Raw genomic sequence first — 13,738 nt, 5'->3', positions numbered from 1 at the left:
AACTGGTGTAAACTAGCTGTGTAATAAATGAAGTAAGCACTTTCATGATGGAAAGGATGTACATGATGGCATCACCATACGTAACCTTTAATCGCGAGCAGTGGAAGCAGTTGCGAGCTTCTACGCGGTTGACCATATCGGATGAAGAGCTTGCCTGTTTGCAGGGTGTCAATGAAAATATCTCGATCGACGAAGTATCGGATGTGTATTTGCCACTCTCGAGGCTGTTGAATTTGCATGTAGGAGCAACACAAGAGCTGCACCAGGCTTCGCATACGTTTTTGGGGATTGAGGATGCCAAGGTTCCTTTCATCATTGGAATTGCGGGCAGTGTCGCCGTAGGGAAAAGCACGACAGCCAGGATTTTGCAAACGCTCTTGTCTCGCTGGCCCAATCACCCCAAGGTAGAGCTGGTTACGACTGACGGGTTTCTGTATCCCAACCGTGTGCTGGAAGAGCGGGGGATCATGAAGCGCAAAGGATTTCCGGAAAGCTACGATCTGCGTCGCTTCATCCGGTTTTTGACAGAGATCAAATCAGGGGTGACCGAAGTATCGGCACCTGTGTACTCCCACCTGGTGTATGACATTGTTCCCGATCAGTGGCAAACGGTTCGCCAGCCAGACATTTTGATCGTAGAAGGACTGAACGTCCTGCAGCCGCCAAAAGACGAGAGCATCTCCGAGCTGATTGTATCGGATTTCTTCGATTTCTCGATCTATGTGGATGCCAAGGAGCAGGATATTTTGCAATGGTACGTAGATCGTTTCAAAGTTTTGCGGCAGACTGCCTTCTCCAACCCTGCTTCGTATTTCCGGCGTTACGCCAGTCTGTCCGACGACGAAGCTGTTGAAGTCGCGACAGGAATCTGGTCGGAGATCAATGGACTGAATTTGCGTGAAAATATATTGCCGACCCGCGTGAGGGCACGTCTGATTTTGGAAAAGGGACAAAATCATATGGTGCAGCGCGTGAAGCTGCGCAGACTATAGAGGCAAGTGCTTGACAAAGAGTATCCGGTTTTGCCCGGGACCCGCGTAATCGGTTGCCAGAGACGAGCTAAAGCCCATTTGTGTATGGAACCTCACAGAGCCTTCGTTAACGGGTGAGGTAATGCAGCGAACGGTAGCACACCCTTTTTCGCGGACATTCTGGAAGAATCGATTATACAGTTCCCGTGCAAACCCATGCTTCCGATAATCGGGATGAACCCCGATGAAATGAATGTAGGCTTCATTGGCGTGTGTTTGAGACTGAAAGCCGATCAAAAAGGCAACCAGCATCTCGTCTTTCTCTATGACGAAGCTCGTTGTGTTGACGGCAGCCTTGTTCCAGCGTAACGGCATTGCGGTACAGTCAGAAAAAGACCTGTAAATCAGATGCAAACTGCCCCCCTGTTTTTGTGCAAAATTGCCCCTAGCCAAAAGGTCTGCACATGCTAGGATGAGAAGAAACGAGAGGGGGCTTTTTCATGTATATTCCACCCTATTTTGCCGTTACGGATCAGGATGAGTTGGTCACTTTCATGCAGCGCCATCCGTTTGCCCTGTTGATCACGACAGAGGATGGGATTCCCACTGTGACGCATCTCCCTCTTGAAGTGGAAGTAAGGGGAGAAGAGCTGTATCTGACCGGTCATCTCGCTCGAAGCAATCCGCAGGGAGAAGCGCTGGAAAAGGAGCCGGATTCGGTGCTTGCAGTCTTTCAGGGACCTCACGCTTACATCTCATCCTCCTGGTACGCGAAGCCGAGTGTGCCGACCTGGAATTATATGGCCGTACATGCTTATGGAAAGGCAAAGCTCATCTCTTCGCCTGAGGAGATCGAATACAGGATGCGCGATCTGCTTGCCAAATACGAGCAGTCCCAGGAGCAGCCTGTCACCTGGGTGACTGTGCCTGCACAGATGATGAGTGGCCTTCTTGCAGGAATCCTCTGTTTTGAAATCAAGCTGGAGCGGGTGGAAGGCAAGTACAAGCTGAGCCAGAATCGGAGCAGCGAGGATCGGGCAGCTATCATCGCCAAGCTTGAAGCTGGAGGAGAACAGGAGCAGTCTGTGGCTGCTGCCATGCGAATCCTGGAGGAATCCAGAGCCAATCAGGTGTTTACGAAAACATCTCGATAAACCGTTTGGCTGCCTTGGACAGATGGCGTCCAGACTGCCAGACCACAGCAGCAGCCGAGTGAATCGTTGTTCCTTCGATCTGGACCCTCTGGATGTGCTCGCTGCGATGTGTCTCCCAGGCGGAGAGGGGGACAATGGAGGCACCGACTTGTGCGCCTACCATGTTGACGATGAGGGATATATCCGGACATTCGCAGATCACGTGAGGGGAGACACCCAGTCTGGCGAATTCCTTGACGATCAAGTCGTAGATGCCCAGACCGGGAATACTCGGCATAATCAGCGGGAGGTCTGCGATTTCACGCATGTGAATTTGTTTTTTGGTCGCAAAGGCTGAACCGGAGGGGACGATCAGGACGAAGGGCTCCTCCTCCAAAGGGATCGTCATACAATTATGCAAGGAATGAGGGAGCCTGACGATAGCCACTTCAATGGCACGGCGCTCCAGCCACTGGTTCAGCAGCTGGGTGTCTCCCTTCCAAACCGTATAGGTGATCAGCGGATATTTTTGCTGAAACAGCCGAATTTGCTCAGGCAGGCGATAGGCGGACAAGGCACTTACTCCGATGGAGAGGGTGCCACGGAAGCCATCGCCTGTTTCTTTGACCTCCGCGATGGCTTCCTCCATCTGATGTACAATGTTGACGGCTTGCTTGTACAAGGAATGACCGGCTTCCGTCAGCTCGATCCGCTTTCCAAAGCGCTCGACGAGACTTGTTCCGAGTTCATCCTCCATCTGCTTTAACTGCTGACTGAGCGGGGGCTGGGCCATATTCAGTCTTTTTGCTGCTGCAGTGATCTGGCCTTCCTCTGCGATGGCGATAAAGTAACGCAATTGGCGAATATCCAAGAGCTGAATGCCCCTTTCTGCAGTCTTCCATATGAAAAAGATATGAAAAGTAGATTTACTCGATATTTTCCATATCGATAGGGCTATGATAGCATATGTTTCGTAGCTTTCTTAAGGAAAAGACAGAAAGAAGGGAAAACCTGTGCGTACGTGGTTAGAAAAGAAATTTCACATGCGCGCTTGCGACACGACGATTCGACGGGAACTGATGGCCGGGTTAATCGGCTTTATCACCATAGTCTATATTGTAGCCGTAAACGCATCGATTTTGGAGGACACCGGAATTCCACTTGCGGCAGGTATCCTCGCGACCGTATTGACATCTTTCATTGGCGCGATTCTGATGGCCTTCTGGGCAAACGCACCCATTATTCTGGTGCCAGGCATGGGGATTAATGCGCTGTTTACCTATACGCTTTGTCAATCGATGGGACTGAGCTGGCAAGAAGCGCTGGCAGCCGTATTTGTCTCCGGCTTGATTTTTACCGTGATCGCTTTTACCCGAGTAGCGCAGCATATTTCCAATGCGATTCCAGCTTCGCTCAAGGAAGCGATTACGGTCGGCATCGGCTTGTTCCTGACCTTTATCGGACTGCAGAAAGGCGGCTTGATCGTGACCAACCCGGCTACCTTTGTGGCCTTGGGGGATTTGTCCAGTCCTCCTGTCATCGTCACGATAGTTAGCCTGATCATCACGCTGATCCTGTTTGTCCGCAACGTACCAGGCAACTTTTTGATCGGAATGGCAGTTGGTACAGGGCTGGGGCTATGGCTTGGGGTCGTGGAGCCGGGAGAGGGAGGCTCCTTTTCCCTGGCTGAGTATGGTCAAGTATTCGCCGGGCTCTCTTTTAGCGGAATGTGGGAGCTGCCGTTTTGGATCGCGACCTTTTCGCTGGCGATGGTCATCGTTTTTGAAAATATCGGCTTGATTTACGGGCATACCGCGATGATCGGGCAGCCGCAGAAATTCCGTCGTGCACTCCAAGCCAATGCTTTGTCCACAGCGATATCGGGTGTGATGGGTACCAGTCCGACGGTCGCAACGGTGGAGACTGCTGCGGGGATTGCGGCTGGGGGGAGAACCGGCTTGACCGCATTAGTGACAGGAACACTTTTCCTGATCTCACTCGGACTTTTACCCCTCGTCAAAATGATTCCGGATGGGGCGATAGCGCCTGTCTTGATCATCATCGGTGCCTTGATGCTGCAAAATGTTCAGAATATCAACCTGAAGGATTTCACCGAGGGCTTTCCGGCATTTTTGATCATTGCTATCATCCCGCTGTCTTACAGTATCGTAGACGGAATCGCCTTTGGTTTTGTGGCTTATCCGCTGCTGAAGCTGGCTTTGGGCAAAAGACGTGAAGTGCCTGCCCTGTTGTACGTGATTTCCGGACTGTTTTTGCTGAATCTGGTGTTGCCGATGTTGACGTAAAGAAAGCCCCTGACTTCGGTCGGGGGCTTTACTAGTAGGAAAAGCACAGATGCTTGGGGAATCTAGGATAGATACACAAATCGAAAAAGGGTTCTCAGGGAGGCAAGCGATGATCTACGAAATGACGGTTCAGATACGAGTGTCTGATTTTGAAAAGGGACGCAGCTGGTACCAGACGTTGTTGAAACGGGAACCAGACTTTGTGCCGCATGAGGGGTTTGCAGAGTGGGAGCTGATACCCGGCTGCTGGCTACAGGTGGCTGAGGGAGAGCCTGCGGCAAAAAGTGGCCCGTTGAGACTGGGCGTCACGAATCTCGATCGGGAGCGGGAGCGGATGATCAAGGAGCTCGGCGTTGAGCCATTTGAAATCTACGAGAGAGAAGAAGTGCCGGTCAGGTGGGGTACAATTGCTGATCCTTGGGGCAATCAGATCGGACTTTTCCAATACAAGGACCCGCATGAAATGGGCGAGCGAATCAACGCGATATTAGGAATAGAAGCGCAATAAAAAGTACCGCCTGTACAGAAGGCGATCATTCTCGACTTCTTGCACAGGCTGGTATCTGTCTGTTGTTGGGCACCAACCTATTGCGGATTGGTGGTTTTTGATGGAGGAATAGGCTTTTTCCACCTCGCTTCGAATGGCCACATCTGCAGTGGCGTAGACGGCTTTCACAGGATAATCGTTCGAGATGGATCCTGCCAGTTGTTCCAAATCCGCAGCTGAGCGGGCGACCAAGCCGACATGCACACCTTCCTTTGCCAAGGCAAGCGCAATGGACCGCCCGATTCCTTTGCCAGCTCCAGTGATGAGCGCTTTCTTCTCCTTTAATTCCAACATTCTTCCCCCGTTCATAGCTAGACTACAATCATAGTGCTGTTCGCTAGATAGGTTATCCAGAATTCCATCTGCCATTCCTCGAAAGCAGGATGGTTCTACCATGTGAAAAGGCGAATTAAACAATATTTGTGCTTGGGAAAAGCTCTTTTCGTGAACGGGGCGAATACCCTGATTGGGAAAAAGCTGGGAGGAGCGAGCAAAATGATGGGAATGAATGGATACTGGTATCCGCCATACGCCTACGCAACTTACGACCCGTATACGTTTCCAGGTGAAGAAATGCTGCTGCCTGTCGCAACCCCTCGGTACGACAATCAGACGCAAATTGCCTTGAGGCTGATCCAGGAGGCAATCGGTGACGAGCGCCACGACGAGCTGTTTTACGACTATCTGATCAGCGTGGCACCGACGGAGCAGGAAAAACAGGTGATTGCGGGCATCCGAGATGACGAGCGAAAGCATCGCCGCTGGTTTCGTCAGATCTACACCGAGCTGACTGGTCAACAGCCCCCTGCGATGGAGGAGCGAGAGACATTTCAAAAGCCGGAGAGCTATTTGGACGGGATCGAAAAGGCCTTGATGGGAGAATTGAAGGCCTTTGAAAAGTATCGCGTGATCTACCAGAACATCCCCGCCCGATATCGCGATGCGATTTTTGAGATCATGACGGATGAAATGAAGCATGCCAGCTACTACAATTGGCTGTATGCGAAAAATAAGTAGCGGATGGACAGAGAAGAATACAACCCGTTTTCAAGTGGTGGAACGGGTTCTTTTGCATGGTTGCTGGCAATGTGGCTCATGGTGCGAAGAGATGGGAAGATTATTGCCAAAGCGGGTGAAAAAACGTAGAATGACAGAATGTCCATCACAGGGCCGCGGTTCGGAAAACTCCCGCGTTACCAAAACTAGGAGGCACTTATCATGTTTAATTTTTCCTTGGGAGTGGGGTTTGCTCTCGTAAACTTCTGTCTCTTTCTGCTCTGTTACCGCCTGTTTGGCAGAATGGGTCTCTACGCATGGGTGGGAGTGGCTACCGTGCTCGCAAATATCCAGGTTCTGAAAACGATTGAGATGTTTGGAATCGTCATGACACTGGGAAACACCATTTATGCATCCATCTATTTGACGAGCGACCTGTTGAATGAAAAATACGGCGAGAGGGCAGCCAAAAAAGCGGTTTGGTTCGGCTTCTTCAGCCTGATTGCCACCACCATCATCATGCAGCTGGTCCTTCTCTTTGAGCCGACCGAGACGGACTTTGCCCAGCCTCATCTGCAAGCGTTGTTCGAATTGATGCCGCAGCTGGTGGTCGGCAGCCTGTCCGCGTATTTCATCAGTCAGTTCGTGGACGTGAAAATCTATAGCTGGCTAAAAGTAAAATGTCCGCGTCCCAATCAGCTATGGATTCGCAACAACGGAAGCTCTTTGATCAGCCAACTGCTCGATTCCCTGACGTTTTGCACCATCGCTTTTTGGGGATTGTATTCCTTTGACGTCTGGCTGCAAATTCTGCTAACCACCTACCTGATCAAATTCGTCGTATCAGCAGCATCGACGCCAGTGCTCTATATTGCACGCAATATGAAGGTTCCGGAGGATTAAGAAAGAGGGTGTACCCCAGTAGTATCAGACTACTTGTGGTACATCCTCTTGTTTGATGAAGTGTATGGTTATAGACTGATAAAACAAACGAGTAGCTTTTATTTAAAATAGTTCATACTCATTGCCTCACGTATCTCTTGCATGGTTTCTTTTGCTACAAGGCGTGCTTTTTCTGTACCCAACATAAGAATTTCATCGACCTTTTTGGGAGCGTTTTGATACACGATTCTCCGTTCCCTCATAGGTTCTAGTAAATCGTTAATACTTTGCGTCATTTTTCGTTTGCATTCCATACATCCAATTTGCCCCTTTTTACAACTCTCATAAATCTCAGCGGAGCCCTCTTTACGAAATACTTGATGATAAGCATAGACTGGACAAATTTCAGGATGGCCGCTATCCGTTTTGTGGATGCGTGCAGGATCAGTCGTCGCTTTTTTTATCTTCTCACTAACCTCTTCTGGGGTAGAGTCCAAATCGATGGCATTTCCAAGACTTTTGCTCATTTTATTATTTCCGTCTAATCCGACAAGACGTGGAACATCACCAACGAGTGGTTTTGGTTCCACGAACACAGGTTTATACAGTTGGTTGAAGCGACGGACAATTTTCCTTGTTTGCTCGATATGAGGAACCTGGTCTTCTCCTACGGGAACCAACGTCGCCTTGCAAAAAGTAATATCAGCCGCCTGACTTACGGGGTATCCAAGGAACCCGTAATACATATCTTGAAACCCACGTTCCGCGGCTTCCGCTTTTATTGTAGGATTGTGCCGTAGAGAATTGACCGTAACAAACATGGAAAAATAAGTAGTTAACTCAGCAATCTCGGGGATCAAAGACTGAATAAATATGGTTGCATGATCAGGGTTAATACCTGCTGATAAATAATCCAACGCCACATTACGTAAGTTTTGTTTAATCAACTCTGGTTTTTCAAAATGAGTAGTTAGAGCTTGGACGTCAGCCAAGATTAAGTAAGTATCGTATTGGGTTTGCAACTCCACTCGATTTTTTAAGCTACCAACGTAATGTCCAAGGTGAAGTTTTCCCGTAATCCGATCGCCTGTTAAAATACGTTCTTTCACTAATGATCCTCCTCATGATTTTATTTCTGTCAGGTAAACCTGAGATCCACCAACCATCATCCATGGACATCCCCCCTTTCAAGGAATACAAAAAACCCCGCCCAATAAAGGACGAGGTTATCGTGGTACCACCTTTTTTAATCGCAAAAAGCGATTCACTCGAAAGTACGGTAAGATGTGGAACATCATCATTACGATACTCCTCTCTTGATAACGGGGAGAGAATCCCGGCAGCGCCTACTTTTGTTCAGCGGAGCGATTCAGAAGCCCATTCGGCATCAGGTGAGGATCGGTTCACAGCAACCACCGACTCTCTGAACCTCATTATCTGATACGTACTTGCTCTTCATCAACATCGTTAATCATGTAAAGGCAGTGGTAGTCTAGGACTTCATTTTCACGTTGAAACGTACCTCTACCTTTTTGTATTTTGATCAGTCTAGAACGATCCAGTGGGTTACACTCGCGCCATCCCCATCACCTGTTCTACTTTATGCAGCATCCGGTTGGCTGCCTCGTTTGCTTTTCTGGCTCCGTCGGAGAGAATGTCATCCAGCTCCGAAGAATGGAAAAGCTGCTCGTAGCGCTCTTGAATCGGGCGAAGCGTCTCGACCACGACTTCAGCCAGCTCCGATTTGAAAGCGCCGTAGCCTTTGCCTTCATACATCGCTTCAATCTCTTCCAGTGTTTTGCCTGCGCACAGCGAGTAAATGGTCATCAGGTTGGATACAGCAGGCTTTGCCTCTTTATCGAAGCGTACGCTGCTGTCGGAGTCGGTTTGTGCACGCTTGATTTTTTTCGTAATCGTGTCGGCATCGTCCAGCATGGAGATAAAGCCGCCCTGGTTGGAATCGGATTTGCTCATTTTTTTGGTGCCTTCCTGCAGTGACATGATGCGCGCACCTGTTTCCGGCAAGCGAATCTCCGGAATCTTGAAGACTTCGCCATAGCGGCTGTTGAAGCGGTTGGCCAGATCGCGGGTCAATTCCAGATGCTGCTTCTGATCCTCACCGACAGGTACGAAGTCGGTATCATACAGCAGAATGTCGGCTGCCATCAACGGAGGGTATGCGAGCAGTCCGCCAGGGATGGATTCGCCGCGACCGTCCGATTTGTCCTTGAACTGGGTCATGCGCTCAAGCTCACCGAGGTAAGACGTACAAAGCATGATCCAGCCCAGCTTGGAATGAGCGGGCACCTCGGATTGGATAAACAGGGTCACTTTGTTCGGGTCTAGTCCGACTGCCAGATAGAGCGCCGCCAAACGACGGATGTTCTGTTTCAGGACGGCTGGATCTTGGGGAACGGTAATCGCGTGCTGATCGACGATACAGTAGTAACAGTTGAATTCCTCTTGCAGGGGGACAAAATGCTTCATGGCGCCCAGGTAATTGCCTAGTGTCAGGATGCCGCTTGGCTGAATGCCGGAAAAAATGGTTTTCATGGTGAAAAGCTCCTTTCATTTTTCAAAATCATATCGCGAAATGAACGCAAAAAAGGTCCATCCGCCCTAGACAGGGACGAATGAACCGTGGTGCCACCCTTGTTATCTTGCACATGACGAACAGTCGCGCGCAAAATCACTTTGCTCCGTACCCAAAATCGATACGGTGTCCATGATAACGTACGGACGTCACGCCAAAGCCTACGCACCGCAAATATGCGGGTTCGGTCTGGAGCTCGGAAGCCCATTCAACATTCACTCGACGCTGATTCTCACCAACCATCAGCTCTCTGAAGTCTCATCAAATGCCTACTCTTCTTCCTCATCGCTGTGCAATCTTCCTTTGAGGCATTATTCTACCGAGTCAACAGAAAAAAAGCAAGAGCCTCTTGCGGAAAAAGTCCAAAAGCTGGTAAACTAACTTTGTAGTTATATAACTGATTAGTTAGTTTTGGGGTGAAACAATGAACAAAACCAGGACAGAAAAAGGGGAAATGAGCCGAAAGCGCCTGTTGGAAGCAGCAGCAGAGGAGTTTGCAGGGAAAGGCTACCACCTTACCCGGGTTAGTGATATTGTCAAACGAGCCGGATTGACTCAGGCGGCGTTTTATCTTTATTTTCCCAGCAAGGAAGCCATGTATCAGGAGCTGCGTGACGAATTTTTCAATAAGCTCTGGGAGCTGGCGGATGCAGGAAAAAAGGTGACGCCTCTGTCAAAGGAATGGACGGTTCCGAAATTAAAAGAAAATCTGTTGGAGCTGTTCCAATTTTTTGTGAGTGTGCCAAAGCTGACGCAGGTATTTCTGCAAGCATCCGATGAAGAAAAAAATCTGCATCATCGGCTTGCACAGATGGTTGAATCCAATCTGCGGCGCAATCAGGAGGCTGGACATTTACGGGAGGAATTCAGCCCCGAGGTCGCAGCAGAAGCCATGGTGGCGATTTTGTATCGGCTCACGGAGCGATATTTGCTAAACGGAGAAAAGACGGCGGAGGAGCTGGCTGATCAGGCGGTAACGCTGATTGCGCACGGCATCGTCCGACCTCATCCATGAAAAGGCGGGGATAAGCATGGATTTGGTGAATGTGATCTGGATGTTTTTGGTCGTCTTTATGCTGCATGATCTGGAGGAGATTATTGTCGTGGAAAACTGGCTGACTCGCCACCGCAAGCAGCTGATTCGCAAATTGCCTGTCGCATTGGAAAAGCATTTCAAACCGCTGCTTTTCATGACGACTGCGCAATTTGCAGTAGCCGTGACGGGGATATTTATCATCCTGTCGGCAGCCGTTCTACTTACCGCTGCGACATGGTCAAAAGGAACCTATCTTCCTTTTTTTCTCGTCTGCTTGCACGTCATGTTCCTCCATGTTTTTACACATATCGGACAGACGATTCTGCTGCGCGCCTATACACCAGGTGTCGTAACAGCCGTCGCACTGATCCTCCCCTATGGGCTTTACACGTACGCACGGCTTTTGGAGGAAGGAGTGATCACCTGGTCTTTAATGGTGAGCACGCTCCCTTTCGTGCTGCTGATCGTTCCAGTCTTGCATCTTGTACTCTCGCTTGGACAGAAGGCGAGTAAACCGATAAAATTGTAATGACATGATGTGTGGCGATTATCGATCTTTTCGAAATTGACAGATTATTCTACAATGGAAAGGATGAGACAAGCACCATGAAGCAAAATGAAAATGCAGATACAAGAGGTGGCTCAACCGTGATCAATGCGAATCGTCTGTGGGAACGCTTGATGCAGCTAGGTGCCATTGGAAGGCAGGAAGCGGGTGGTGTGACACGACTTTCCTTTACACCCGAAGAACGCGCGGCGAAGGATTTGGTAAAGGGCTTTATGCTGGAGGCAGGCTTGGCGGTACGGGAAGACGAGGCGGGCAACCTGATTGGACGCAAGGACGGTACGAACTCGCAGGCACCTGTCGTACTGGTCGGCTCGCATATCGATTCTGTACCTAATGGAGGTGATTTCGACGGACCTCTGGGCGTTTTGGCAGGTGTAGAAATCCTGCAGGCCATGAACGAGAGAGGTGTGGAAACGGAGCATCCCATCGAAGTGATCGCTTTTACGGACGAGGAGGGGACGCGTTTTGGCTACGGCATGATCGGCAGTCGCTCTCTCGGTGGACGATTGCAGGTAGAGGAGCTGTCTGCGCGTGACAAGGACGGCGTCTCGATTGCGGAAGCCATGCGCCAAAGCGGTCTTGAGCCAGAACGGATCGTATCCGCAAAGCGCGAGCCGGGAAGTGTCAAGGCGTACGTGGAGCTGCATATCGAGCAAGGCAAGGTACTCGAAAGCAAAGGCTTGGCAGTGGGTGTCGTCAGTGGAATTGCCGGTCCGATCTGGGTCAAATTCGTCCTGGAAGGGGAGGCTGGGCACGCAGGAACGACACCGATGACGTTGCGCAGAGACCCGCTGGCTGCTGCTTCCGAAATTATGCTGTCGATCGAGCGTGAAGCAGCGAAGACAGGTAGTTCGGTTGGAACGGTCGGCAAGCTGGAGGCTTTTCCGGGAGGAGTCAATGTCATCCCCGGTCGCGTCGAATTTACGCTCGACCTGCGCGATGTGGATGAAGCGATTCGCGACCAGGTGGAAGAAAAGATCCTGCAGGATGCCAACGAGATTTGCGGACGGCGTGGTGTCACTCTGCAGGTGGAAAACATGCAGCGCGTAGCCCCAGTCATTTGCTCTAGGGAAGTACAGGCAGCGGCCCTGGCAGCTTGCGAAGCAGAAGGCCTGGAGACGATGCTGTTGCCGAGCGGTGCTGGTCACGATGGCATGCAGCTGGTAGACCTGTGCCCTGTAGGAATGATTTTTGCCCGTTCCCGTGATGGCATAAGCCACAATCCTGCGGAATATACGACAAAAGAGGATTGTGCACACAGTACGGCGGTTTTGTATCGCACGGTTTACTCACTGGCTCAACCGAATCATGAATAGATGAGGCCGAAATCAATTCCTTTCACCAATCCAGAGGAGGAGAACGTCTATGACAACAGCAGTTGCAACGTTAAACCAGGCAGTAGAGGAGATTCGGGAGCAGGTAATCGCATGGAGGAGGCACCTGCATCAGCATCCAGAGCTATCTTTTCACGAAGAAAACACGGCGCAGTTTGTCTATGATACCTTGCAATCCTTTGGAAACCTGGAGATCACCCGTCCGACCAAAACCAGTGTCATGGCTCGCCTGATCGGACCAGCCCCGGGAACTGTTCTCGCCATGCGTGCGGATATGGATGCCCTGCCGATCACGGAAGAGAACACCTTCGAGTTCGCTTCGCAAAATCCGGGCGTGATGCACGCTTGCGGCCACGATGGACATACAGCGATGCTTTTGGGTGCAGCCAAGCTGTTATCGGGCATGCAAGAACAAATAAAGGGCGAAATCCGCTTTTTGTTTCAGCATGCGGAAGAGCTGTTTCCTGGTGGAGCCGAGGAGATGGTACAAGCAGGCGTCATGGACGGCGTAGATATGGTGATCGGGACGCATCTGTGGTCCTCAATGGAATTCGGTAGTGTCGGCATTTGCACTGGACCGATGATGGCTGCACCGGACACTTTCTGGATTACGGTGAACGGTAAGGGAGGGCATGCCGCCCTGCCGCACCAGACGATTGACAGCATTGCCGTTGCGGCTCAGGTCGTGACCAATCTGCAGCATATTGTGTCGCGCAATACCGATCCGTTGGATAATTTGGTCGTCTCCGTGACGCAATTTATTGGCGGAACTACGCATAATGTCATTCCTGGCACGGTGGAAATTTGCGGTACCGTGCGCAGCTTCGATCCGAATCTGCGGGCAAGCGTCCCGGGACTGATGGAGCGCGTCATCAAAGGAATTACGGAAGCGCACGGGGCAACCTATCAGTTTAAATACGAGAACGGCTACCGCCCTGTGATCAATGACGCAACGGTAACCAGTCTGATGGAAGAAGTCGTGGTAGAGTCGCTTGGCGAAGAATGGGTAGCCCGTCCTCGTCCGACGATGGGCGGAGAAGACTTTTCTGCCTTCCAGCAAAAAGCACCTGGCTGCTTCTTTTACATCGCGGCTGGCAATCAGTCAAAAGGCATTACCTACCCGCATCACCATGCTCGCTTTACCATTGACGAGGATGCGCTGGAAATCGGCGTGAAGATGTTTGTCAATGCGGCAAGAAAAATCCTCATGGAACGCGCAGAGTAAAGTTCATTCAAACGAATCATCCATTGAAAAACCTCCTCATCAGCAGGAGGTTTTTTTGTACTATCGGAAAGTGCTTGAATGCTTAGCGATATTTTGATGCGAAAGAGACTTTATTTTTGTTAATATTCCATTAATTCCATTTTTAGT

Annotated in this window: 16 protein-coding genes and 2 other annotated features; of the genes, 11 read left to right on the top strand and 5 right to left on the bottom strand. The window is 50.3% G+C overall.

The features are described 5' to 3' along the window. Nucleotides 1-65: 65 nt before the first annotated feature. A complete protein-coding gene (coaA, locus tag EDM52_RS20285) occupies nt 66-992 on the top strand; it encodes a type I pantothenate kinase (protein ID WP_122910763.1) in 927 nt (308 codons plus the stop codon). Here coaA and EDM52_RS20280 read toward each other — a convergent pair. Then, nucleotides 987-1,346 carry a GNAT family N-acetyltransferase gene (locus EDM52_RS20280; protein ID WP_122910840.1) on the bottom strand — a complete coding sequence of 120 codons (360 nt, stop codon included), beginning with the start codon at nt 1,344-1,346 and terminating at the stop codon, nt 987-989. The two genes, coaA and EDM52_RS20280, sit on opposite strands and share 6 nt — an antisense overlap. A 125-nt stretch (nt 1,347-1,471) precedes the next feature. On the opposite strand from EDM52_RS20280, the gene EDM52_RS20275 reads away from it, so the two are divergent. Next, nucleotides 1,472-2,125, top strand: a complete 654-nt coding sequence (locus tag EDM52_RS20275; protein WP_122910762.1) for an FMN-binding negative transcriptional regulator — start codon at nt 1,472-1,474, stop codon at nt 2,123-2,125. Here EDM52_RS20275 and EDM52_RS20270 read toward each other — a convergent pair. Then, entirely contained in the window at nt 2,106-2,975 is an 870-nt protein-coding gene (locus tag EDM52_RS20270; protein WP_122910761.1) for a LysR family transcriptional regulator, read from the bottom strand. The genes EDM52_RS20275 and EDM52_RS20270 overlap by 20 nt on opposite strands. A 142-nt stretch (nt 2,976-3,117) precedes the next feature. On the opposite strand from EDM52_RS20270, the gene EDM52_RS20265 reads away from it, so the two are divergent. Both EDM52_RS20265 and EDM52_RS20260 read left to right on the top strand, forming a co-directional pair. After that, nucleotides 3,118-4,410, top strand: a complete 1,293-nt coding sequence (locus EDM52_RS20265) for an NCS2 family permease (protein ID WP_122910760.1) — start codon at nt 3,118-3,120, stop codon at nt 4,408-4,410. Between the two features lie 109 nt (nt 4,411-4,519). Beyond that, the gene (locus EDM52_RS20260) at nt 4,520-4,918 is read left to right on the top strand and encodes a VOC family protein (RefSeq protein ID WP_122910759.1); all 399 of its coding nucleotides are present in this window, start codon (nt 4,520-4,522) and stop codon (nt 4,916-4,918) included. Here EDM52_RS20260 and EDM52_RS20255 read toward each other — a convergent pair. After that, nucleotides 4,898-5,326, bottom strand: a complete 429-nt coding sequence (locus EDM52_RS20255) for an SDR family NAD(P)-dependent oxidoreductase (RefSeq protein ID WP_245997185.1) — start codon at nt 5,324-5,326, stop codon at nt 4,898-4,900. The genes EDM52_RS20260 and EDM52_RS20255 overlap by 21 nt on opposite strands. Nucleotides 5,327-5,401: 75 nt before the next feature. Between EDM52_RS20255 and EDM52_RS20250 the strand changes: the two genes are divergently transcribed. From EDM52_RS20250 to EDM52_RS20245, 3 genes are all read left to right on the top strand, one after another. Then, complete coding sequence (locus EDM52_RS20250) at nt 5,402-5,974, top strand: ferritin family protein (protein ID WP_245997182.1); 573 nt, start codon at nt 5,402-5,404, stop codon at nt 5,972-5,974. 3 nt (nt 5,975-5,977) lie between these two features. Continuing rightward, entirely contained in the window at nt 5,978-6,103 is a 126-nt protein-coding gene (locus EDM52_RS25500; protein WP_276330134.1) for a hypothetical protein, read from the top strand. Nucleotides 6,104-6,175: 72 nt separating this feature from the next. Continuing rightward, nucleotides 6,176-6,856, top strand: coding sequence for a queuosine precursor transporter (locus EDM52_RS20245; protein ID WP_122910758.1), 681 nt, complete (start codon nt 6,176-6,178; stop codon nt 6,854-6,856). Nucleotides 6,857-6,954: 98 nt separating this feature from the next. On the opposite strand, the gene trpS (EDM52_RS20240) is transcribed toward EDM52_RS20245, so the two are convergent. Beyond that, nucleotides 6,955-7,944 (bottom strand): tryptophan--tRNA ligase, encoded by a 990-nt coding sequence (gene trpS, locus EDM52_RS20240; protein ID WP_122910757.1) that lies wholly within the window; start codon nt 7,942-7,944, stop codon nt 6,955-6,957. A gap of 104 nt (nt 7,945-8,048) precedes the next feature. Further along, nucleotides 8,049-8,306 (bottom strand) — a binding site (T-box leader). Nucleotides 8,307-8,401: 95 nt separating this feature from the next. Next, nucleotides 8,402-9,388: a tryptophan--tRNA ligase gene (gene trpS / locus EDM52_RS20235; protein WP_122910756.1), complete on the bottom strand. Its 987-nt coding sequence runs from the start codon at nt 9,386-9,388 to the stop codon at nt 8,402-8,404. Nucleotides 9,389-9,457: 69 nt separating this feature from the next. After that, nucleotides 9,458-9,723 (bottom strand) — a binding site (T-box leader). Nucleotides 9,724-9,852: 129 nt separating this feature from the next. Between trpS (EDM52_RS20235) and EDM52_RS20230 the strand changes: the two genes are divergently transcribed. The 4 genes from EDM52_RS20230 to EDM52_RS20215 all read left to right on the top strand — a co-directional run bounded on the left by EDM52_RS20230 (nt 9,853) and on the right by EDM52_RS20215 (nt 13,591). Beyond that, complete coding sequence (locus EDM52_RS20230) at nt 9,853-10,443, top strand: TetR/AcrR family transcriptional regulator (protein WP_122910755.1); 591 nt, start codon at nt 9,853-9,855, stop codon at nt 10,441-10,443. A 16-nt stretch (nt 10,444-10,459) separates the two neighbouring features. Beyond that, on the top strand, nt 10,460-10,993 hold the full coding sequence (locus tag EDM52_RS20225) for an HXXEE domain-containing protein (RefSeq protein ID WP_122910754.1): 534 nt from the start codon (nt 10,460-10,462) through the stop codon (nt 10,991-10,993). A gap of 119 nt (nt 10,994-11,112) precedes the next feature. Next, nucleotides 11,113-12,348, top strand: a complete 1,236-nt coding sequence (locus tag EDM52_RS20220; RefSeq protein WP_122910837.1) for a Zn-dependent hydrolase — start codon at nt 11,113-11,115, stop codon at nt 12,346-12,348. Between the two features lie 49 nt (nt 12,349-12,397). Next, nucleotides 12,398-13,591 (top strand): M20 family metallopeptidase, encoded by a 1,194-nt coding sequence (locus tag EDM52_RS20215; RefSeq protein WP_122910753.1) that lies wholly within the window; start codon nt 12,398-12,400, stop codon nt 13,589-13,591. The last annotated feature ends 147 nt before the right edge of the window (nt 13,592-13,738 follow it).

Source organism: Brevibacillus invocatus (assembly GCF_003710915.1).
In the GTDB taxonomy this organism is placed as follows: domain Bacteria; phylum Bacillota; class Bacilli; order Brevibacillales; family Brevibacillaceae; genus Brevibacillus; species Brevibacillus invocatus.
The sequence above is the reverse complement of the archived record's forward strand: the minus strand, read 5'-3'. Positions and strand labels throughout refer to the sequence as shown.